Source organism: uncultured Maribacter sp., assembly GCF_947496775.1.
Classification (GTDB): Bacteria; Bacteroidota; Bacteroidia; order Flavobacteriales; family Flavobacteriaceae; genus Maribacter_B.
The window spans coordinates 109062-127033 of sequence record NZ_CANMDU010000004.1 but is presented as its reverse complement, the minus strand read 5'-3'; the positions used below and the strand labels follow the sequence as shown (position 1 = coordinate 127033).

The window sequence follows — 17972 nt, the reverse complement described above, 5'->3', positions numbered from 1 at the left end:
ATTAAAAACAGTGTCTTAAAAATACTATATCTAAAATACGGCTCTACAAAAAATATGAAATTGATAAAATGATGAAAGTTTGTGTTGTTGTATTATAAGTCGTTAAAAAAAAATAAAAAGGATAGTTTATCATTCAAAAACATAGTAATTTAACCTATAGATATTCTAGTAATAAATTTACATTTTTTCAATGTCAGATATTCCACTTAAAATTCAATTAAAAACGATACCCAATAACCCGGGTGTATATCAATTTTATGATGTGGAAGATAAAATATTATATATAGGAAAGGCAAAGAACCTAAAAAAAAGAGTGTCTTCTTATTTTAATAAGAATCATGATTACGGAAAAACTAAAGTATTAGTAAAAAAAATTCATAGTATAAAACACATAGTGGTTCCAACAGAATCCGATGCTCTTTTATTAGAGAATAATTTAATTAAGAAGTATAGGCCTAGGTACAATGTTTTACTAAAAGATGATAAGTCGTATCCCTGGATTTGTATTAAAAACGAACGTTTTCCTAGAATTTTTAGTACAAGAAGACTAATTAAAGATGGGTCAGCATATTTTGGGCCTTACACTAGTGGACGAACGGTAAAAACCTTATTAGATCTTATAAAAGGAGTTTATCCTTTAAGGACCTGTAACTATGATTTATCTAAAGAAAAAATAGAAGCGGGTAAATATAAAGTATGTTTAGAATATCATTTAGGAAATTGCAAAGGCCCCTGCGAAGGATATCAGACTTTAGAGGAGTATAGTAGGCAGGTAACAGAAATAAAAGAGATTTTAAAAGGTAATTTTAAAGAATCTTTACGCCACTTTAAAGAAGAAATGGCAGTTTTGGCTGGGGATCTTAAGTTTGAAGAAGCGCAGACCATAAAAGAGAAGATTGAAATTTTAGAGAATTACCAGTCTAAGTCTACTGTGGTAAACCCTAAAATTAATAATGTAGATGTTTTTTCTATTATATCGGATGACGCTTATGCATATATAAATTTTTTGCAACTCTCCCATGGATCTATCATAAGATCGCATACTATGGAGATTAAGAAAAAGTTAGAAGAAAATGATGCTGAGTTATTGTTACTTGCTATAGTAGAAATACGGCAACGATTTAACTTAATGTCTAAGGAGTTATATCTTCCTTTTAAGATAGATGTTGCTCCGGAAATAAAGATAACGGTTCCTAAATTAGGGGATAAAAAAAGGATTTTAGAATTATCAGAGCGTAATGCTAAATATTATAGACAAGAGCGCTTTAATCAAATAAAAATAATAGACCCAGACAGGCATACAAAAAGGATTATGGGGCAGATGAAGAAAGATATTCGTCTTTCTGTTGAGCCAAGGCATATAGAGTGTTTTGACAATAGTAATATTCAAGGAACACATCCTGTTGCCGCTTGCGTTGTTTTTAAGAATGGGAAACCGTCTAAAAAAGAATACAGACATTATAATATTAAAACTGTTGAAGGACCTGATGATTTTGGTTCTATGGAAGAGGTGGTTTTAAGGAGGTATAAGAGACTATTAATGGAAGATGAGCCTTTGCCTCAGCTTATTGTAATTGATGGGGGAAAAGGGCAATTATCTTCCGCCTTAAAAAGTTTAGATGTTTTGGGACTTAGGGGTAAAATAGCAATTATTGGAATTGCTAAAAGGCTAGAAGAAATTTATTTTCCTGAGGATCCTATCCCTTTATATCTAGATAAGAAATCGGAAAGCTTAAAAATTATTCAACAATTAAGAAATGAGGCCCATAGATTTGGAATAACATTTCACAGAAATAAAAGAAGTAAAGCAGCAATAGATTCAGAATTAGAAACTATTGATGGCATAGGAGGGAAAACAGTAGAGGAACTATTAAAAACTTTTAAATCTGTAAAAAGAGTAAAAGAGGCAAGTATGGAAAAATTAACAGAGTCGGTTGGTTTTTCTAAGGCAAAAAAAATATTTAAAACCTTTAATAAATAAGGTGTTGTTATGCGTAAACTAGTAATTATATTATTGGTGTTCCTTTTTGCAAATTTTGCTAATGGGCAAGATGTAGCAATACGTAAAGATGTTAAAGTAGGTTTGGTTTTAAGTGGGGGCGGAGCTAAAGGTCTGGCGCATATTGGAGCATTAAAGATTATTGAAGAAGCGGGTGTAAAAATTGATTATGTTGGTGGTACCAGTATGGGGGCAATAATAGGAGCTTTATATGCTTCTGGATATTCTGCGACGGAATTGGACTCCATTTTTAGAAATACTAGTTTGGGTAACTTAATACAAGATAACCTTCCTAGAAGTGCCAAAACTTTTTATGAAAAAGAAGATTCAGAAAGGTATGCCATAACACTTCCGTTTAATAATTTTAAAATATCTGTTCCAACAGCATATTCTGGAGGACAAAATATTTATAATGAATTTGTACGTTTATTATATCATGTAAAAGATGTTGAAAATTTTAAAGATTTGCCCAAACCTTTTGTTTGTATCGCAACAAATGTAGAAACAGGAAAAGAAGTTGTTCTGGATAAGGGTTATTTGCCAGAAGCCATTATGGCAAGTGGTACATTACCGTCTCTTTTTGAACCAGCTTCAGTAAAAGGAGAACTTTTAATTGATGGGGGTATAGTCAATAACTACCCTATAGACCAAGTAAGAGCATTAGGAGCAGATGTAGTTATTGGTGTAGATGTGCAACATGGACTGTCTGCTAGGGATGAATTACTGTCCGCCACGGAAGTTTTGTTTCAAATTAGTAATTATAGGGCGGCTACAGATATGCAAAAAAAGTCTGAAGAAACAGATGTTTATATTAAACCTAACATTGCAGAATATTCTGTTTTGGACTTTGGCAAACAAGAAGCTATAATCGAAACAGGTAAGAATGCAGCAATAAAAAAGTTTTCTGAGCTTAAGACACTTGCTTTTAATCAATTAGAAAGAAAAAAAGTAATAAAAAAAACAACCTTACAAGATACTTTAATAGTTAGTAGATTAATTATAGATGGGAGTAGTAATTATTCAAGAGGCTATGTAAAAGGAAAGTTAAGATTTTCTATGGGAGAAGAAATAACTTTTGATAAGTTGCAACAAGGTATTTCCAATTTATCTGCTACAGGTAATTTTCACACCAATAGATTTAAGCTTTTAAAAAATGGAATAGGACAAGATCTTATTTTAAATTTAGAAGAAAAACCAACAAAAACTTTTATAAGATTGGGGGCTCATTATGATGATTTGTATAAGAGTGCCGCAATAATTAATCTTACGCGTAAGAATTTTTTAACTAAAGATGATGTAGCCTCCTTTGATTTTATATTAGGAGATAATGTAAGGTATAATATGCAATATTATATTGATAAGGGAACTTATTGGAGTTTTGGGTTTAACTCAAGATTTAATGCTTTTGATGAAGAGATAGACTTTAGTTTAATTCAGAACAATTATGATGTTATGGATGTTTCAAGCATTAATAGAATAAATATAGATGTAACAGATTTAACAAACCAAATATATGTGCAAACTGTACTTAAGGAAGAGCTCTCCTTTACCTTGGGAGTAGAGCACAAATTTTTAAAATATAGTACAAGAACATTATCAGACAATCAACCTATTGCAAGTGCAACATTTTCTACCTCTTCGGATAAAAGAACCGTTTTTGAAAAAAGCAATTATTTAAGTGCCTACAGTCAACTAGTTTTTGATACATATGATGATAGGTATTTTCCAACCAAAGGATTAAATTTTAATGGTGATTTTCATTTTTATTTATGGTCTTCGGATTTTACGGGAAATTTTAAAGAATTTTCAATATCAAAGGCAAGAATAGGTGCGGCTTGGCCTATAACAAAAAAGTTAGCCCTAAATGTGGAAACAGATGGTGGTTTTAAGCTAGGAACTTCTACTGTTGCAACTTTTGATTATGTTCTAGGCGGCTATGGAGGTAATCTTATTAATAGTTTTACGCCATTTTTAGGATACGATTTTTTAAGTTTACCAGGGAATAGTTATGTAAAAGCGTATGCAAGATTGGATTATGAAATTGCTCCTAAAAATCATGTATTGCTCGCTGCGAATTACGCTAATGTAGAAGATGATATTTTTAGAACTGGCGAATGGTTTACAACTCCTAATTTTTCTGGTTATGGCATAGGCTATGGTTTAGAATCTTTTGTTGGACCAATTCAATTAATGTACTCATGGTCTCCAGAAGGAAAAAAAGGACACTTATTTATTAGTTTAGGGTACTGGTTTTAACAAAAAACACCTTATATTTCTTAAAAAAAACCTAAAATACAGCCGTTTTTACCAATAACTGTTAACAGAAGAGTTAAAGTAAGTTAAAGACTGCTATTAGGTACTTTCTTTAATCTAAATTTGTAACCATAAGGGGTGGTTCCCTTGTAACTTTAAGTATTGGTTTTTCATAATTTAAAGTTTGGTTGGTTATTTAGGAAAAGCCCAGTTTTAAAACTGGGCTTTTTTTATGCAATACTTTGGAACAAATTTTGTTTAAGTAATTGTTACTAGTTATTAAGATGTGCTAATAATTAATAATTTTAGAACGCAAATAATAAGACATATGAAAAAATTTATATTTGTTTTATGCCTATCTATTAGCTTTTTGAGTAGTGCTCAAAAAGAAGAATCTGCATTTAAACCGGGAGAGTGGTTAAAATTTAGAATGCACTATGGTTTTCTAAATGCAAGTTATGCTACCTTACAAGTAAAATCTGCTAAAATTAACAATGTTCCCGTTTATCATGTTATTGGTCATGGAGAAACTACTGGTTTTGCTAGTATTTTTTTTAAGGTAGACGATACTTATGAAACTTATTTTGATAAAAAAGATGGCAAGCCTTATCGTTTTATAAGAAAGATAAATGAAGGTGGTTATAAGAAAGATGTGGAGATAAATTTTGATCATGAAAAAGATCAGGCAATATTAAACGATAAAAAGAACAAGAAAAAGCTTAATTTTGATCTTCAGGATAGTATACAAGATTTATTATCTGCGTTCTATTATCTTAGAAATAATTATGACCCCTCAGATTTGGTAAAAGGGGAGGCTTTAACGTTAAAAATGTTGTTTGATGACGATGGAGTTTTCAATTTTAAATTGAAGTATTTAGGAAAGGAAATAGTAAAAACTAAATACGGAAAAGTAGAATGTCTTAAATTTAGACCTTTAGTACAATCTGGAAGAATATTTAAAGAGCAAGAAAGTTTATCTCTTTGGGTCTCGAATGATGATAATAGAATACCTATTCGTATTAAAGCAGATTTAGCAGTAGGTTCTATTAAAGCAGATTTAGATGGTTATAATGGTCTTAAGCACCAGTTTAAAATAATAATGGATTAACGTAATAATGGATAATAAAGAGCAGATAGATTCCCAAATTTCTAAATTAGAAGAAAAATATAAAGACTCCGGTCAGGATCTCAGTGCTTATTTAGACGGCTTGCTCTACCAACGTTATTTAACCTATTGGGACTATATTCATTTAGATACTTTATTAAGTTTACAGGTTCCAAAAACATATTTCCCAGACGAGGAAATATTTATAATGTATCATCAGATTACAGAGTTATATTTTAAATTAATTTTACACGAACAGAAACAACTAGTAGATGATAAATCTCAAGATGTTTCTTTTTTTATTGATAGAGTAAATAGAATTAATAACTATTACAAGGCTCTTATCTCTTCCTTTGGAATTATGATTAAAGGAATGGAAAGAGAACAATTTTTAAAATATAGGATGGCGCTTCTGCCAGCAAGTGGTTTTCAATCTGCGCAATATAGAATGATTGAATTATATGCAACTCCAATGGAAAATTTGGTACACCATTCTCAACGAGATTTATTTTCTTCGGAAAATAGTATAGAAGAACTTTACGAAAATATATATTGGAAAAGGGGAGCTACGGATAGAGAGACTGGAGAAAAGACATTAACTCTAAAGCAATTTGAATATAGATATACCCCTCGTTTAATACGTATAGCTAAACAAGTAAAAGACAGTACTATTTGTCATAAATTTTTACAATTCTCAAAAGAAGATAGAGAAAACGAAGAGTTAATAAAAGCATTAAAAACTTTAGATTTGAACGCTAATGTAAATTGGCCATTAATGCATATGGGTTCTGCACATAGGTATTTAAGAAAAGATAAGGAAAATATAGACGCTACAGGAGGCACCAATTGGAAGAAATTTTTGCCGCCTAGTTTTCAAAAAGTAATTTTTTTTCCAACCATATATACAAATCAAGAAATAAAAGATTGGGGTAAAGAATGGGTAAACCATATATTTAATCCAGAAAAAAATAATAAATAATAATGCAAAAATATTGGGGCGCAATACTGGCATTGATAGTTATCATTGCTTGTAAGGATAAGAAAGAAATAAATTCTTTAGTTGAAAAAGAAGAAATTAAGAAAGTAGAAAAAGTAGAAGTTAAACAGTTTGGTTTTAATTTCGAAAACTTTAAAGTGCATCGAGATACCGTTAGAAATGGGGATAGTTTCGGAGAGCTAATGCTCGAAAATCATGTAGAGTATCCTAAAATTTATAAAATTTCTCAGGAGTATAAAGATACTTTCGATGTTCGTAAAATAAGAGTTGGCAAACCATATACCATATTAAAATCCAAAGATACATTAGAAGCAGCTCAGGTATTTATTTATGAAAATGATCGTATTAATTATACAGTAGTAGATCTAAGAGATAGTGTAATTGCTTATACAGATAAGAAAGAGGTTAAATGTGTAGAAAGAGTGGCTTCAGGCATAATAGAATCTTCATTATCTGAAGCTATATTAGATCAAGGAATAGATTACAATGTAACCAATAATTTATCAGAAGTATATGCATGGACCATAGATTTTTTCCGATTACAAAAAGGAGATAAGTTTAAAGTTATCTATAAAGAAAAATATATAAACGATTCTATTTATGCAGGTGCAGGGCCCATTGAATCTGCTTTTTTTGAGCATAATGGAAGGCCAATATACGCTTTTGCATATGAAAGTGATTCTTTAAAAAATGTGGTAGACTATTATGATGAATTAGCCAATAATCTTAGAAGAACATTTTTAAGAGCACCAGTTAAATTTAGTCGTATATCATCTAAGTACAATTTAAAAAGAAGAATTAAGTATTACGGTTATAAACTTAGGCCACATAAAGGAACAGATTATGCAGCGCCAATAGGAACGCCTATAATGGCAACCGCAGACGGTACTGTTACAGAATCTACCAGAAGAGGAGGAAATGGTAAGTACGTTAAAATTAGGCATAACGGAACCTATTCTACGCAATATCTTCATATGAAAAACCAGAATGTTAAAAAAGGCCAATTTGTAAGGCAGGGAGATGTTATTGGTTGGATTGGAATGACGGGAAATACTGGAGGGCCTCATGTATGTTATCGTTTCTGGAGAAACGGAAGACAGGTAGATCCGTTAAAAGAAGAATTACCATTAGCAGAACCATTAGCAGAAGAACTTAGAGCAGATTATTTTAAATTCATTAGTGCTAAAAAAGAACAACTGGACAAAACAGCTTATCCAAAAACAGAAGAAGAACTAGTAACACTTAACCAAGAAAATGGCATTACAAAAAATTAACCCTACAGAAACTAAGGCTTGGAAAAAATTAACGGAGCACTTTAATACAAATAAAGAAAATACATTAAAAGAGTTATTTGTTAGTGATGCAAGTAGAGCATCAAAATATACAATCCATTGGGAAGATTTTTTAGTAGATTTTTCTAAAAACAGAATGTCGCAGGAGACTTTAGATTTGTTACTAGAATTAGCAAAAGAAGTAGAGTTAAAAGATGCTATTGATAAATATTTTGCCGGAGACCTTATAAATGAGACAGAGGGAAGAGCCGTTTTGCATACTGCTTTAAGGGCTAAAAAAACGGATTCGGTACTGGTAAATGGAACAAACGTAATTCCAGAAGTGTATGCAGTAAAAGAACATATTAAAAGTTTTACTGAAACTATTATTTCTGGTGAAGCAAAAGGCTTTACGGGTAAAACTTTTACCGATGTAGTAAATATTGGTATAGGAGGCTCAGATTTGGGACCAGCAATGGTAACAGAGGCTTTAAAATTTTATAAAAACCATCTAAAATTACACTTTGTTAGTAATGTAGATGGGGATCATGTTCATGAGGTTATAAAGGAGTTAAATCCAGAAACTACACTCTTTGTTATTGTTTCTAAAACATTTACTACCCAAGAAACATTGAGTAATGCAACCACCATAAAAAAGTGGTTTTTAAAACACGGAAAACAAGAAGATATAGCGAAACATTTTGCTGCCGTTTCAACAAATGCAGAAAAAATAGCTGAGTTTGGAATTTCAGAAGAAAACGTATTTCCTATGTGGGATTGGGTTGGCGGTCGTTTTTCTCTTTGGAGTGCCGTAGGTCTTTCTATAGCTTTAGCCGTTGGGTACGATAATTTTGATGCTTTGCTACAAGGAGCAAATGAGATGGACGAACATTTCAAAAACGAAGATTTTGATAAAAACATACCAGTGGTACTTGCCTTATTAAGTGTGTGGTATAATAATTTTTATGGAGCAGATACAGAAGCCATTATCCCTTATACGCAATATCTAAGTAGATTCTCTGCTTATTTACAGCAAGGAATAATGGAAAGTAATGGTAAAAGTGTAGATCGCAGTGGTAATGCAACAGACTACCAAACAGGAACCATTATCTGGGGAGAGCCGGGAACAAATTCGCAGCACGCTTTTTTTCAGTTAATTCACCAAGGAACAAAATTGATTCCTGCTGATTTTATAGGGTTTAAGGAGTCTTTATATGGAGAAACGGATCATCATAACAAGTTAATGGCAAACTTCTTTGCGCAAACAGAAGCATTAATGAATGGTAAAACTTCGGAAGAAGTTAAGGAAGAATTAGATTCAAAGAATGTATCTCTAGAAGAAATAGAGAAATTATTTCCTTTTAAAGTTTTTAGTGGTAATAAGCCTACCAATACTTTGCTTATAGAAAAATTGACTCCTAAATCATTAGGAGCTCTTATAGCTATGTACGAACATAAAATATTTGTCCAAGGTGTTATATGGAATATATTTAGTTATGATCAATGGGGGGTAGAATTAGGGAAACAACTAGCAGGAACTATTTTAAAAGATATAGAAGGTTCAGAAATAGCTAAACATGACACTTCAACTTTGCAGTTACTGCAAAAATTTAAGAAGTAACTACATAAATAATTAATTTTATTAAGAGCTTGTAACTTATAAGGTTACAAGCTTTTTTTATGATAAAATTATGTTAAATTTGACATGACTAATTTAACGTTGTGTTAATGCTAAGCATAAAAAAATGCTACACATTTGCACAATAATGATAAATTCAAACATTAGAAAAATGAAAAAAATGTACATCGCATTAGCAGCCTTTTTAATGACTGCTGTTGCATTTTCACAAACAGTTATTTCTGGAACAATATTAGAAGAAGGTACAAACTCTCCGTTACCAGGTGCCAGTGTTATAGTTCAAGGAACAACAAATGGAACATCGACAGATTTTGATGGTAACTTTACAATCGAAGTTTCTGAAAACTCTGGAACTTTAGTGGTTTCTTATATAGGTTTTGTTAGCAAAAAAGTTCCTTTTACTTCAACAGGTAGTATTGGGGTTATTTCTTTAGAACCAAATGCAGAGGAGCTGGAGGGGGTTATTGTAACTGGTGTTCAGGATATTGCTAAAGACAGAAAGACTCCTGTCGCAGTTTCTACAATTAAATTCGCTGAAATTCAAGAAAAGTTAGGGTCTCAAGAACTTCCAGAAATATTGAATACAACCCCTTCTATCTACGCTACTAAGTCTGGTGGTGGTTTTGGAGATGGCCGTGTGAACATTCGAGGGTTTGATACAAATAATTCGGCGGTAATGATAAATGGTATTCCTGTAAACGACATGGAGAATGGTAGAGTTTTTTGGAGTAATTGGGCCGGACTTTCAGATGTAACATCTGCTATACAAGTGCAAAGAGGTTTGGGGTCGTCTAAACTTGCAGTATCATCTGTTGGTGGTACCATAAATGTTGTTACAAAAACATCGCAAAACCCAAAAGGGGGTTCTTTCGGTGCTACTGTAGGTAATGATGGTTATGTTAAAACATTGGCATCCTATTCTTCAGGTATTTTAGAAAACGGTTTCTCAACTTCTTTACTTTTAAGTAGAACAGGTGGTAATATGTATGCTGATGGTACTAATTTCGAAGGGTATAATTTCTTTGTAGGACTTGGTTATACAAGCGGAGATCATAGTTTAGAATTTATGGTAACTGGAGCGCCACAATGGCACAATAGAAGAGGTCGAGCAACATCTATTGAACAGCAGATTCAATATGGAAAAGGCGATGGCGAACCGAACAGAAGGTATAATGAGAGTTGGGGACGTTTAGATGGAGAGGAATACACGTTTGCGGGTAATTTTTATCATAAACCAGTTATTAGTTTAAGTTGGAATTGGGAATTGAGTAGTAAAACAACATTACAAACTAACGCATATGCTTCTTTCGGTCGTGGTGGTTCATTAGGAGAGATTGGTGAAATTGGAGGCAGAAGACAATTTGCTTTGCCAAGAACAGCAGATGGTTTAATACGGGTAGACGATATTAAGGCCTTCAATAGTGGAACAGTTGTAGCCGATTTTAATGGAGGTAACGCCAGAGAACAAATTGATGGTCAATATGTTAATAATAGCGATAGAAACCCAAATGAAAATAACACTAATGGTATTACTAGAAGGTCATCTATAAATTCTCATAACTGGTATGGATTACTAGCTAATTTTAACAATCGGATAAGCGATAAATTAACCATAGATTTTGGGGTAGATATCAGAAAATATAAAGGATTTCACTATCGTAGAGTAAATGATTTATTAGGAGGTGATGTTTATCAGCAAACAGATGATCGTAATAACCCTTTAGGTGAAGGAGCATCAAACCTGTTTACGGAAACTTATGCTGGCGACGCTCCTTGGTGGGTCTTTAGTAATATTGATGATGAAGAAAAAATAGATTATTATAATACTGGCTTTGTAAACTGGTTAGGCGTTTTTGCTCAAGTTGAGTACAACTTTACAGAGGATGTTACTGGTTTCATACAAGGAGCCTTATCGAACCAAGGTTTTGCTCGTGAAGAGTTTTTTGGAGAAACACCTCCAGAAAAAACAGATTTCGAAAACATTCTTGGTGGTAATGTAAAAAGTGGTTTAAATTGGAATATTAACGAAAACCACAATTTATTTGCTAATGCTGGGTATTATTCAAAACAACCTTTATTTGATGCTGTTTATTTAAATTTTAGCAATAGTCTAAACCCCGATTTAACGAATGAAATAATTGTTGGTTTTGAATTAGGTTATGGATATAGAAGTTCAAAATTCAGAGCTAATGTAAACTTGTATAGAACTAGTTGGAAAGATAGATTTGATAATGTTACAGCTACTTTTAATAGAGGCGAACCTGATGAGGTTAGAGGAACAGGAAATATTTTGGGTATTACACAAGTGCACTCAGGGTTAGAATTCGATGCAAGACTACAGGCAAGTGATAAATTATCATTTACCGGTATGGTCTCTATCGGTAACTGGGAGTATAAAGATAACATTACTGCAACATTTTTTGACAACGATCAATCCCCTATTGTTATTGACGGTGTAGAGCAAACCCAAGTTTTGAATTTAGATGGAGTTAAAGTAGGTGATGCTGCTCAGTTTACTGCTGCGATGGGGGTGAATTATAATATATTAGAAAACTTAGCTGTGGATTTAGGATATCGCTATGCGGATAACTTATATGCTGATTTCGATATTACTCGTATCGATGAGAACGGATCATTGAAACTTCCTTCTTTTGGCTTAACTGATGCTGGTGTTTCTTTCAAATTGCCTATAGGAGAAAACGCACTAAATTTTAGAGTAAATGTAAATAACCTATTTGATACAACTTATATTGCTGAATCCGATACAAATGATTTTGCAGAAGCTGGTGATGAAACCTATGATGGTATCAATGTTAGTAATAGAGTTTTCTTTGGTTTTGGAAGAACATGGAACGCAAGTGTTCGATTTAACTTTTAAACAAAAGTTTTTACATAAAATTAAACCCTGCATTTTAGCAGGGTTTTTTATGCCGAAAATTCACTATTTTTATCGAATAAATAATTACTATGGAAATTGTAAAAACGTTACACTCTTATTTAGCTTATGTTGCATTAGCAGTTTTATTTTTAGCAGTTGCTAACGCTATTATTGGCTTAGTTGGCAAAAAAATATTTACTATGGGTAAAGACTTGCGTTTAAGCCTATTTGCTATGATTTTATGTCATATTCAACTTTTGGTAGGTTTAATACTGTATTTCGTTTCTGCAAATGGCTTAAAAGCAATACAAGCGTTAGGAATGGGTGGCTTAAATGCTCCAGCAAGGTTATTAGCTGTAGAACACCCTTTTATAAATATAATTGCTTTAGTATTAATTACAATTGGCTGGTCTCGTCATAAAAAGTTTGTAGAAGGAGATAAAAAATTTAAAAGCATTGCTATATTCTACGGTTTAGGTTTGGTACTTATATTGAGCAGAATCCCTTGGGGTCAATGGTTGGCTTAATGTTATTCTATCTTTCGAATTAAATAAATATATACGGGGAAATGGTCACTATACCCACCGGTATAACTTCCTCCTGCGTAAGTTCGCAATGGGTATCCTTGGTATCTTCCGTTTGGTGTAATCAAATATGTAGGGTTATATACACCAGTTTTCCAAAAAGTATATTGCTTATTTATAGGTTCAGTTAAAGGTTTAGTCATGAAAAATTGATCGAACAGAAACCATTTATCTCTATAGGCTAAGGAACCTACTCCTTTTTTATACAGTTTCTCCATAGGATTGTATAGGTCACCATCTTCTAGTTTATTCTTTTTACCTGTGGTGCGTAATATTTTTTTAAGACTATCATCCGTAGGGTCATCATTGAGATCGCCCATACTAATAATTTTTGGTAAGACTTCTGTTCTAGAAATTGAATCTATAATTCGTTTGTTTAGTTTTGCAGCAGCTAACCTATTTGGTTTACTACGAACTTCTCCGCCACTTCTAGAAGGCCAATGGTTTACAATAAAATGAATTTTATCATTATCTAAAAAACCACTTACGACCAATTGGTCTCTAGTGTAATCTCTATATCCCTCTTTAGTTTCTAATAACAATCTATGACTTACAAAGGCATCGGGCAGAAAAATATTCTTTTTATAAAGGAGAGCCACATCAATACCCCGCTCATCAGGGGAATTAAAATGTATTATGCCGTAATTTTTTGTTATTAAATTAGGATGGCTTATTAAATCTTCTATGACTTGCAAGTTTTCTATTTCGCATAATCCAATAATATCAGGAGAAGTATTTGTAATTTTTGCACCTATTTCTGTAATTACTTTAGAGGTGTTTTCTATTTTTTTTAGATAACGTTTTTTTGTCCATTGGTCTTTTCCATTAGGAGTTCTATCATCATCCCTTTTTAGAGAATCGTTCAGAGTATCAAAAAGATTTTCAACATTATAAAAGGCTATAGTACGTATCTGATAGTTGTTTTTATTTTGAGAAAAACTATTATAAGATATCAGAAAGAATAAGAGAATATACCTATAATTCATAATTTAAATATTGGTGTATAAATATCGATAAATTATTTATATTAAAGATTTTTCATACATATTTATCTGATTATTACTATATTTAATATAAGTTGATACTAACCATACCAATCTAACATGCGATATTTTCTTTTTTCGCTCGGTTTTCTTATGCTACAATTTTTGGGAGCTCAAGAGCACTCAAAAGTCGTAGGAATTGTAAAATCTTCGATGAATAAGGATGTAATAAAAAATGTTTTTATTGAAATCGTAGGAACTGGTAATTCTACGTTTTCTGCTGAAAATGGTACTTTTCAAATTATCTTAAAAAACAGAGAAAACCTAATTTTACAAATTGTAGCGAAAGATTATGTAACTAAGAATATTCCGATAGTATACCCCAAGGGTATCTTAGATTTAGGAAGTATTTATTTAGAGCCCGATATTAGAGCCGAAAAGAGCACTAATTTAATTTCATTAACTGATTCAGATTTGGCAGATGATCAGGGAGAGACTATTACCTCCGGGATTTTACAAGCTACAAAAGATATTTTTTTAAATAGAGCAGCATTCGATTTTGGACAAGCATTTTTTAGAGTCAGAGGTTACGATTCTCAAAATGGAGAAGTTTTAATTAACGGATTACCAATGAATAAGTTAATAGACGGAAGACCGCAATGGAATAACTGGGGAGGCCTGAACGATGTAACCAGAAATCAAGAATTTTCATTTGGTTTGGCACCAGCTTCTTCTACTTTTGGGGGAATTCTAGGAACTACAAATATAGATACACGACCCTCTAATATGCGGTCTGGGTTAAGGCTATCTTCTTCGACATCTAATAGAACATATAGTGGTAGGTTTATGGCAACATATACTTCTAGAATAAATAATAAAGGTATTACGTATAGTATATCTAGTTCCAGAAGATGGGCTAAAAGCGGATATGCTAATGGTACTTTGTACGACGCTTTTTCTGTTTTTGGGGCATTGGAATACCAACTAAACAAGAACCACCATTTTTTGTTTACTGCTTTTTTAGCCTCCAATAGAAGAGGAAGTTCCTCGGCAATAACAGAAGAGGTTTTTAATATGACAAGCAATAAATACAACCCGTATTGGGGAAATCAGAATGGAAAAAATCGCAATTCTAGAGAAAGAAAAATTCAAGAACCGCTACTACTATTTAATCATTTTTATAAAAAAGAGAAGCTACAAATAAATACTGGCATATTCTATCAGTTAGGTGATCGTTCAAAAAGTAGATTAGGGTATTATAATGCTCCTAACCCATATAAAACATATTATAGATATTTACCAAGCTTTTACATAAATAGCCCTATTGGAGCTAATTTCTATAGTGCTAATAAGGCAAAGGAAGATTTTTTATTAACCCCTCAGATAGATTGGGATAATTTGTATACAGCAAATTTAAATAGTTTATCCGGAGCTTCGTATATTTTGTATAATGATGTGATAAAGGATAAGAGATTAGTAATGAATAGTGTTACTAATTTCGATATTAATGAGAAGATACATTTGGATTTAGGAGCATTTTATCAAAACTTGCGTTCTACTAATTATGCAAGAATAGAAGATCTTTTAGGAGCTAATTTTCATAGAGATATTGATGCTTTTTCAGGTACTCTCAATAACGTAGATGGAAATAATGAGAGGGTTGAGGGAGATACTTTTAATTATAATTATGTTATAAATGCATCAAAAATTAAAGCGTTCGGGCAATTAAAATATAAAACCAAAAATTGGAATGCATTTTTTACTGGTAGTTATGCTGTTTCGAACTTTCAAAGAGAAGGTCTTTTTAAAAATCAACGTTTTATAACCTCATCTTTAGGGAAAAGTGAAAAAACTTCTTTTTCTACTATTAGTGTAAAAATGGGTTTTACTTATAAGTTTAATGGTAGAAATTGGATTACTGTAAAGGGAGCTATTGTAGAGAGACCGCCTACCCTACAAAACATATTTATTAACCCTAGAGAAAATAATTTAATAGTGCCTAACCTAGAAGAAGAAAAAGTAACTAGTTTAGATATGAGTTATTTTATTCGCTTACCTAAACTTACGGCTAGAATTACAGGTTTCCATACACTTTTTCGGAATACTACAGATGTTAACTTTTTTTATGTAGATGCCGGTGTTGGGTCGGACTTTGTGCAAGAAGTATTAACAGGAGTAGATAAATTACATTTAGGAACAGAAATAGGGCTGGAGTATCAATTATCTTCTTCTGTACGATTAACAGGAGTACTTTCTTTAGCAAAGTATACCTATGCTAGTAACCCAAATGTATCCATAAATTTTGATACAGCAGATGCAGAAGAAGAATTAATAAATACTATTGGTAGAATAGATTTGGGAAGCGCTAAATTAAAAAATTATAGGCTGGCGCAAGGTCCGCAAAAGGCATTAGCACTGGGAATTGATTATAGAGACCCTAAATATTGGTGGGTAGGTTTAAGCGCTAATTATATGGGGGATAATTACGCAAATATATCTACAATAACACGTACAGATAGCTTTTCTTTAGATCCGGAAACAGGAGAAAAATTTGCAGATGCAACTGAGGAAAATGTGGAACGTTTGTTAGCTCAAAAGCCTTTGGATGATTTCTATCTTTTAAATGCTATAGGAGGAAAATCATGGCTTCGGAATGGGAAATATATAAGTGTTTTTGTAAGTCTAAATAATATATTTAATTCTTCATACCGTACGGGAGGTTATGAGCAAAGTAGAAATGGTAATTACGGACAATTAAAAAAAGATAATTTAAGCGGTTCTCCTTCTTTTGCGCCAAAATATTGGTATGGTTATGGAAGAACGTATTTTTTAAATTTCGCAATAAGTTTTTAATAGGGATGTAGAATGAGTTTTATAAAGAATGACATAATATATATTCTTTTTCTTGGGTGTTTTTTATTGTGCAGTAATTGCGTAACAGATAAAAACTTTGATACTCCAAATAGGTTATGCGAAGATGGTTTAAAACCAAATATTACAATAGAAGATTTAAAAAATAAATATAAAGATGAGATATTTCAAATTCAAGAAGATCTTATTTTAGAAGCCATTGTAGTATCATCTGATAAAGAAGGAAATTTTTTTAGTGTTTTACATTGTCAGGATAAATATGAAAGTGCAGAGCATGGAATACAAATAGAAATAGAACTTCAAGATTCTCATTTGTTCTATCCTGTAGGTTCTAAAATTATGATAAAACTGAAAGGACTTTATTTTGGAAAAAATAAAGGACTTTACAAAATTGGAGGTGTCTTTACTTCTTTTGGGAACATATCAATAGGAAGGTTACCAGCACTATCTTTAAAACAACATTTGTTTATATCTTGTACAAAGACTAAAGAACTAAAACCTAAATTGGTTACTATTTCAGAAATAAATAATGCTCTTTTAAATACACTAATTACTATTAACGATATAGAGTTCTCCAAAGAGATATTGGGTTTAAGTTTTGCAGAAAAAGAACGAGAAACAGGACGTACTTTAGAAGATTGTGAGGATAACAGAATAATTGTTCTTAATAGTGGATATTCCAATTTTCAAGAGCAAATTATACCAAGCTTAAGAGGTTCTATTACAGGTGTACTATCCAGAGATTCTAAAAATTACTATTTAATTATTAGAAGTTTAGATGATATTGACTTTACTCTAGAACGCTGTAAAGATAATATAGGTGAGTTTACATCCACAGCTATTTTAATCTCTGAATTGGCAGATCCTGATAATAATAGTTCAGGCCGGTATATAGAGTTATATAATGCAAGTGAAACAGTAATATCTTTAAAGGGGTGGTTACTTCAAAGATTTACAAATAGTAATACAGAAATTAGCTCTGAAGTGGATTTATCGGATTTAGAAATACGGCCAAATAGTACTATTATTTTAGCACCAAATGCGGAATATTTTAATTCTATTTACGGTTTTTTACCCGATTTAGAAGTTGGAGCTAATAGTCCAGCGGATTCTAATGGAGATGATAATTTTATTCTATTAGACCCTTTTGGAACTATAATAGATGTTTTTGGGGTTGTAGGGCAAGATGGTTCTGATACAAATCATGAATTTGAAGATGGGCGGGCATTGCGAAGATCTAATGTATTAAAAGGCAACTCTATTTATACACCCTCGGAATGGATAATTATTAATGATACTGGGGGTAGTGGTACTATAAATAACCCGCAAATGGCTCCTGACGATTATACTCCTGGAAAACATAATTAATATTTTGTTCCAATAAGAAAGTAT

At 32.0% G+C, this 17972-nt stretch carries 11 protein-coding genes; 10 read left to right on the top strand and 1 reads right to left on the bottom strand.

What is annotated here, in order from left to right:
* Nucleotides 1-190 precede the first annotated feature (190 nt).
* The 8 genes from uvrC to Q0856_RS08600 all read left to right on the top strand — a co-directional run bounded on the left by uvrC (nt 191) and on the right by Q0856_RS08600 (nt 12669).
* Nucleotides 191-1981, top strand: a complete 1791-nt coding sequence (gene uvrC, locus Q0856_RS08635) for an excinuclease ABC subunit UvrC (RefSeq protein ID WP_298504184.1) — start codon at nt 191-193, stop codon at nt 1979-1981.
* A 9-nt stretch (nt 1982-1990) separates the two neighbouring features.
* Nucleotides 1991-4255 (top strand): patatin-like phospholipase family protein, encoded by a 2265-nt coding sequence (locus Q0856_RS08630; RefSeq protein WP_298504182.1) that lies wholly within the window; start codon nt 1991-1993, stop codon nt 4253-4255.
* Nucleotides 4256-4580: 325 nt separating this feature from the next.
* Complete coding sequence (locus tag Q0856_RS08625) at nt 4581-5360, top strand: DUF3108 domain-containing protein (RefSeq protein WP_298478876.1); 780 nt, start codon at nt 4581-4583, stop codon at nt 5358-5360.
* A 7-nt stretch (nt 5361-5367) separates the two neighbouring features.
* Nucleotides 5368-6336: a tryptophan 2,3-dioxygenase family protein gene (locus Q0856_RS08620; RefSeq protein ID WP_298478878.1), complete on the top strand. Its 969-nt coding sequence runs from the start codon at nt 5368-5370 to the stop codon at nt 6334-6336.
* A 2-nt stretch (nt 6337-6338) separates the two neighbouring features.
* Entirely contained in the window at nt 6339-7628 is a 1290-nt protein-coding gene (locus Q0856_RS08615; RefSeq protein WP_298504180.1) for a peptidoglycan DD-metalloendopeptidase family protein, read from the top strand.
* Nucleotides 7609-9246, top strand: coding sequence for a glucose-6-phosphate isomerase (pgi, locus tag Q0856_RS08610; protein ID WP_298504178.1), 1638 nt, complete (start codon nt 7609-7611; stop codon nt 9244-9246). The genes Q0856_RS08615 and pgi overlap by 20 nt, the downstream gene beginning before the upstream one ends.
* A gap of 169 nt (nt 9247-9415) precedes the next feature.
* Nucleotides 9416-12142: a TonB-dependent receptor gene (locus Q0856_RS08605; protein ID WP_298478887.1), complete on the top strand. Its 2727-nt coding sequence runs from the start codon at nt 9416-9418 to the stop codon at nt 12140-12142.
* Nucleotides 12143-12231: 89 nt separating this feature from the next.
* On the top strand, nt 12232-12669 hold the full coding sequence (locus Q0856_RS08600; protein ID WP_298478890.1) for a hypothetical protein: 438 nt from the start codon (nt 12232-12234) through the stop codon (nt 12667-12669).
* A 2-nt stretch (nt 12670-12671) separates the two neighbouring features.
* Here Q0856_RS08600 and Q0856_RS08595 read toward each other — a convergent pair whose 3' ends face one another.
* Nucleotides 12672-13712 (bottom strand): endonuclease/exonuclease/phosphatase family protein, encoded by a 1041-nt coding sequence (locus Q0856_RS08595; RefSeq protein WP_298504176.1) that lies wholly within the window; start codon nt 13710-13712, stop codon nt 12672-12674.
* Nucleotides 13713-13862: 150 nt separating this feature from the next.
* On the opposite strand from Q0856_RS08595, the gene Q0856_RS08590 reads away from it, so the two are divergent.
* Complete coding sequence (locus tag Q0856_RS08590; RefSeq protein WP_298504172.1) at nt 13863-16562, top strand: TonB-dependent receptor; 2700 nt, start codon at nt 13863-13865, stop codon at nt 16560-16562.
* A 12-nt stretch (nt 16563-16574) separates the two neighbouring features.
* Nucleotides 16575-17948, top strand: coding sequence for a DUF5689 domain-containing protein (locus tag Q0856_RS08585; protein WP_298504169.1), 1374 nt, complete (start codon nt 16575-16577; stop codon nt 17946-17948).
* Nucleotides 17949-17972: the final 24 nt, after the last annotated feature.

What these genes read in the sequence shown, in the direction of transcription:
- uvrC (WP_298504184.1), top strand. Translation starts at nt 191, where the DNA reads ATGTCAGATATTCCACTTAAAATTCAATTAAAAACGATACCCAATAAC.
- Q0856_RS08630 (WP_298504182.1), top strand. Translation starts at nt 1,991, where the DNA reads ATGCGTAAACTAGTAATTATATTATTGGTGTTCCTTTTTGCAAATTTT.
- Q0856_RS08625 (WP_298478876.1), top strand. Translation starts at nt 4,581, where the DNA reads ATGAAAAAATTTATATTTGTTTTATGCCTATCTATTAGCTTTTTGAGT.
- Q0856_RS08620 (WP_298478878.1), top strand. Translation starts at nt 5,368, where the DNA reads ATGGATAATAAAGAGCAGATAGATTCCCAAATTTCTAAATTAGAAGAA.
- Q0856_RS08615 (WP_298504180.1), top strand. Translation starts at nt 6,339, where the DNA reads ATGCAAAAATATTGGGGCGCAATACTGGCATTGATAGTTATCATTGCT.
- pgi (WP_298504178.1), top strand. Translation starts at nt 7,609, where the DNA reads ATGGCATTACAAAAAATTAACCCTACAGAAACTAAGGCTTGGAAAAAA.
- Q0856_RS08605 (WP_298478887.1), top strand. Translation starts at nt 9,416, where the DNA reads ATGAAAAAAATGTACATCGCATTAGCAGCCTTTTTAATGACTGCTGTT.
- Q0856_RS08600 (WP_298478890.1), top strand. Translation starts at nt 12,232, where the DNA reads ATGGAAATTGTAAAAACGTTACACTCTTATTTAGCTTATGTTGCATTA.
- Q0856_RS08595 (WP_298504176.1), bottom strand. Translation starts at nt 13,712, where the DNA reads ATGAATTATAGGTATATTCTCTTATTCTTTCTGATATCTTATAATAGT.
- Q0856_RS08590 (WP_298504172.1), top strand. Translation starts at nt 13,863, where the DNA reads ATGCTACAATTTTTGGGAGCTCAAGAGCACTCAAAAGTCGTAGGAATT.
- Q0856_RS08585 (WP_298504169.1), top strand. Translation starts at nt 16,575, where the DNA reads ATGAGTTTTATAAAGAATGACATAATATATATTCTTTTTCTTGGGTGT.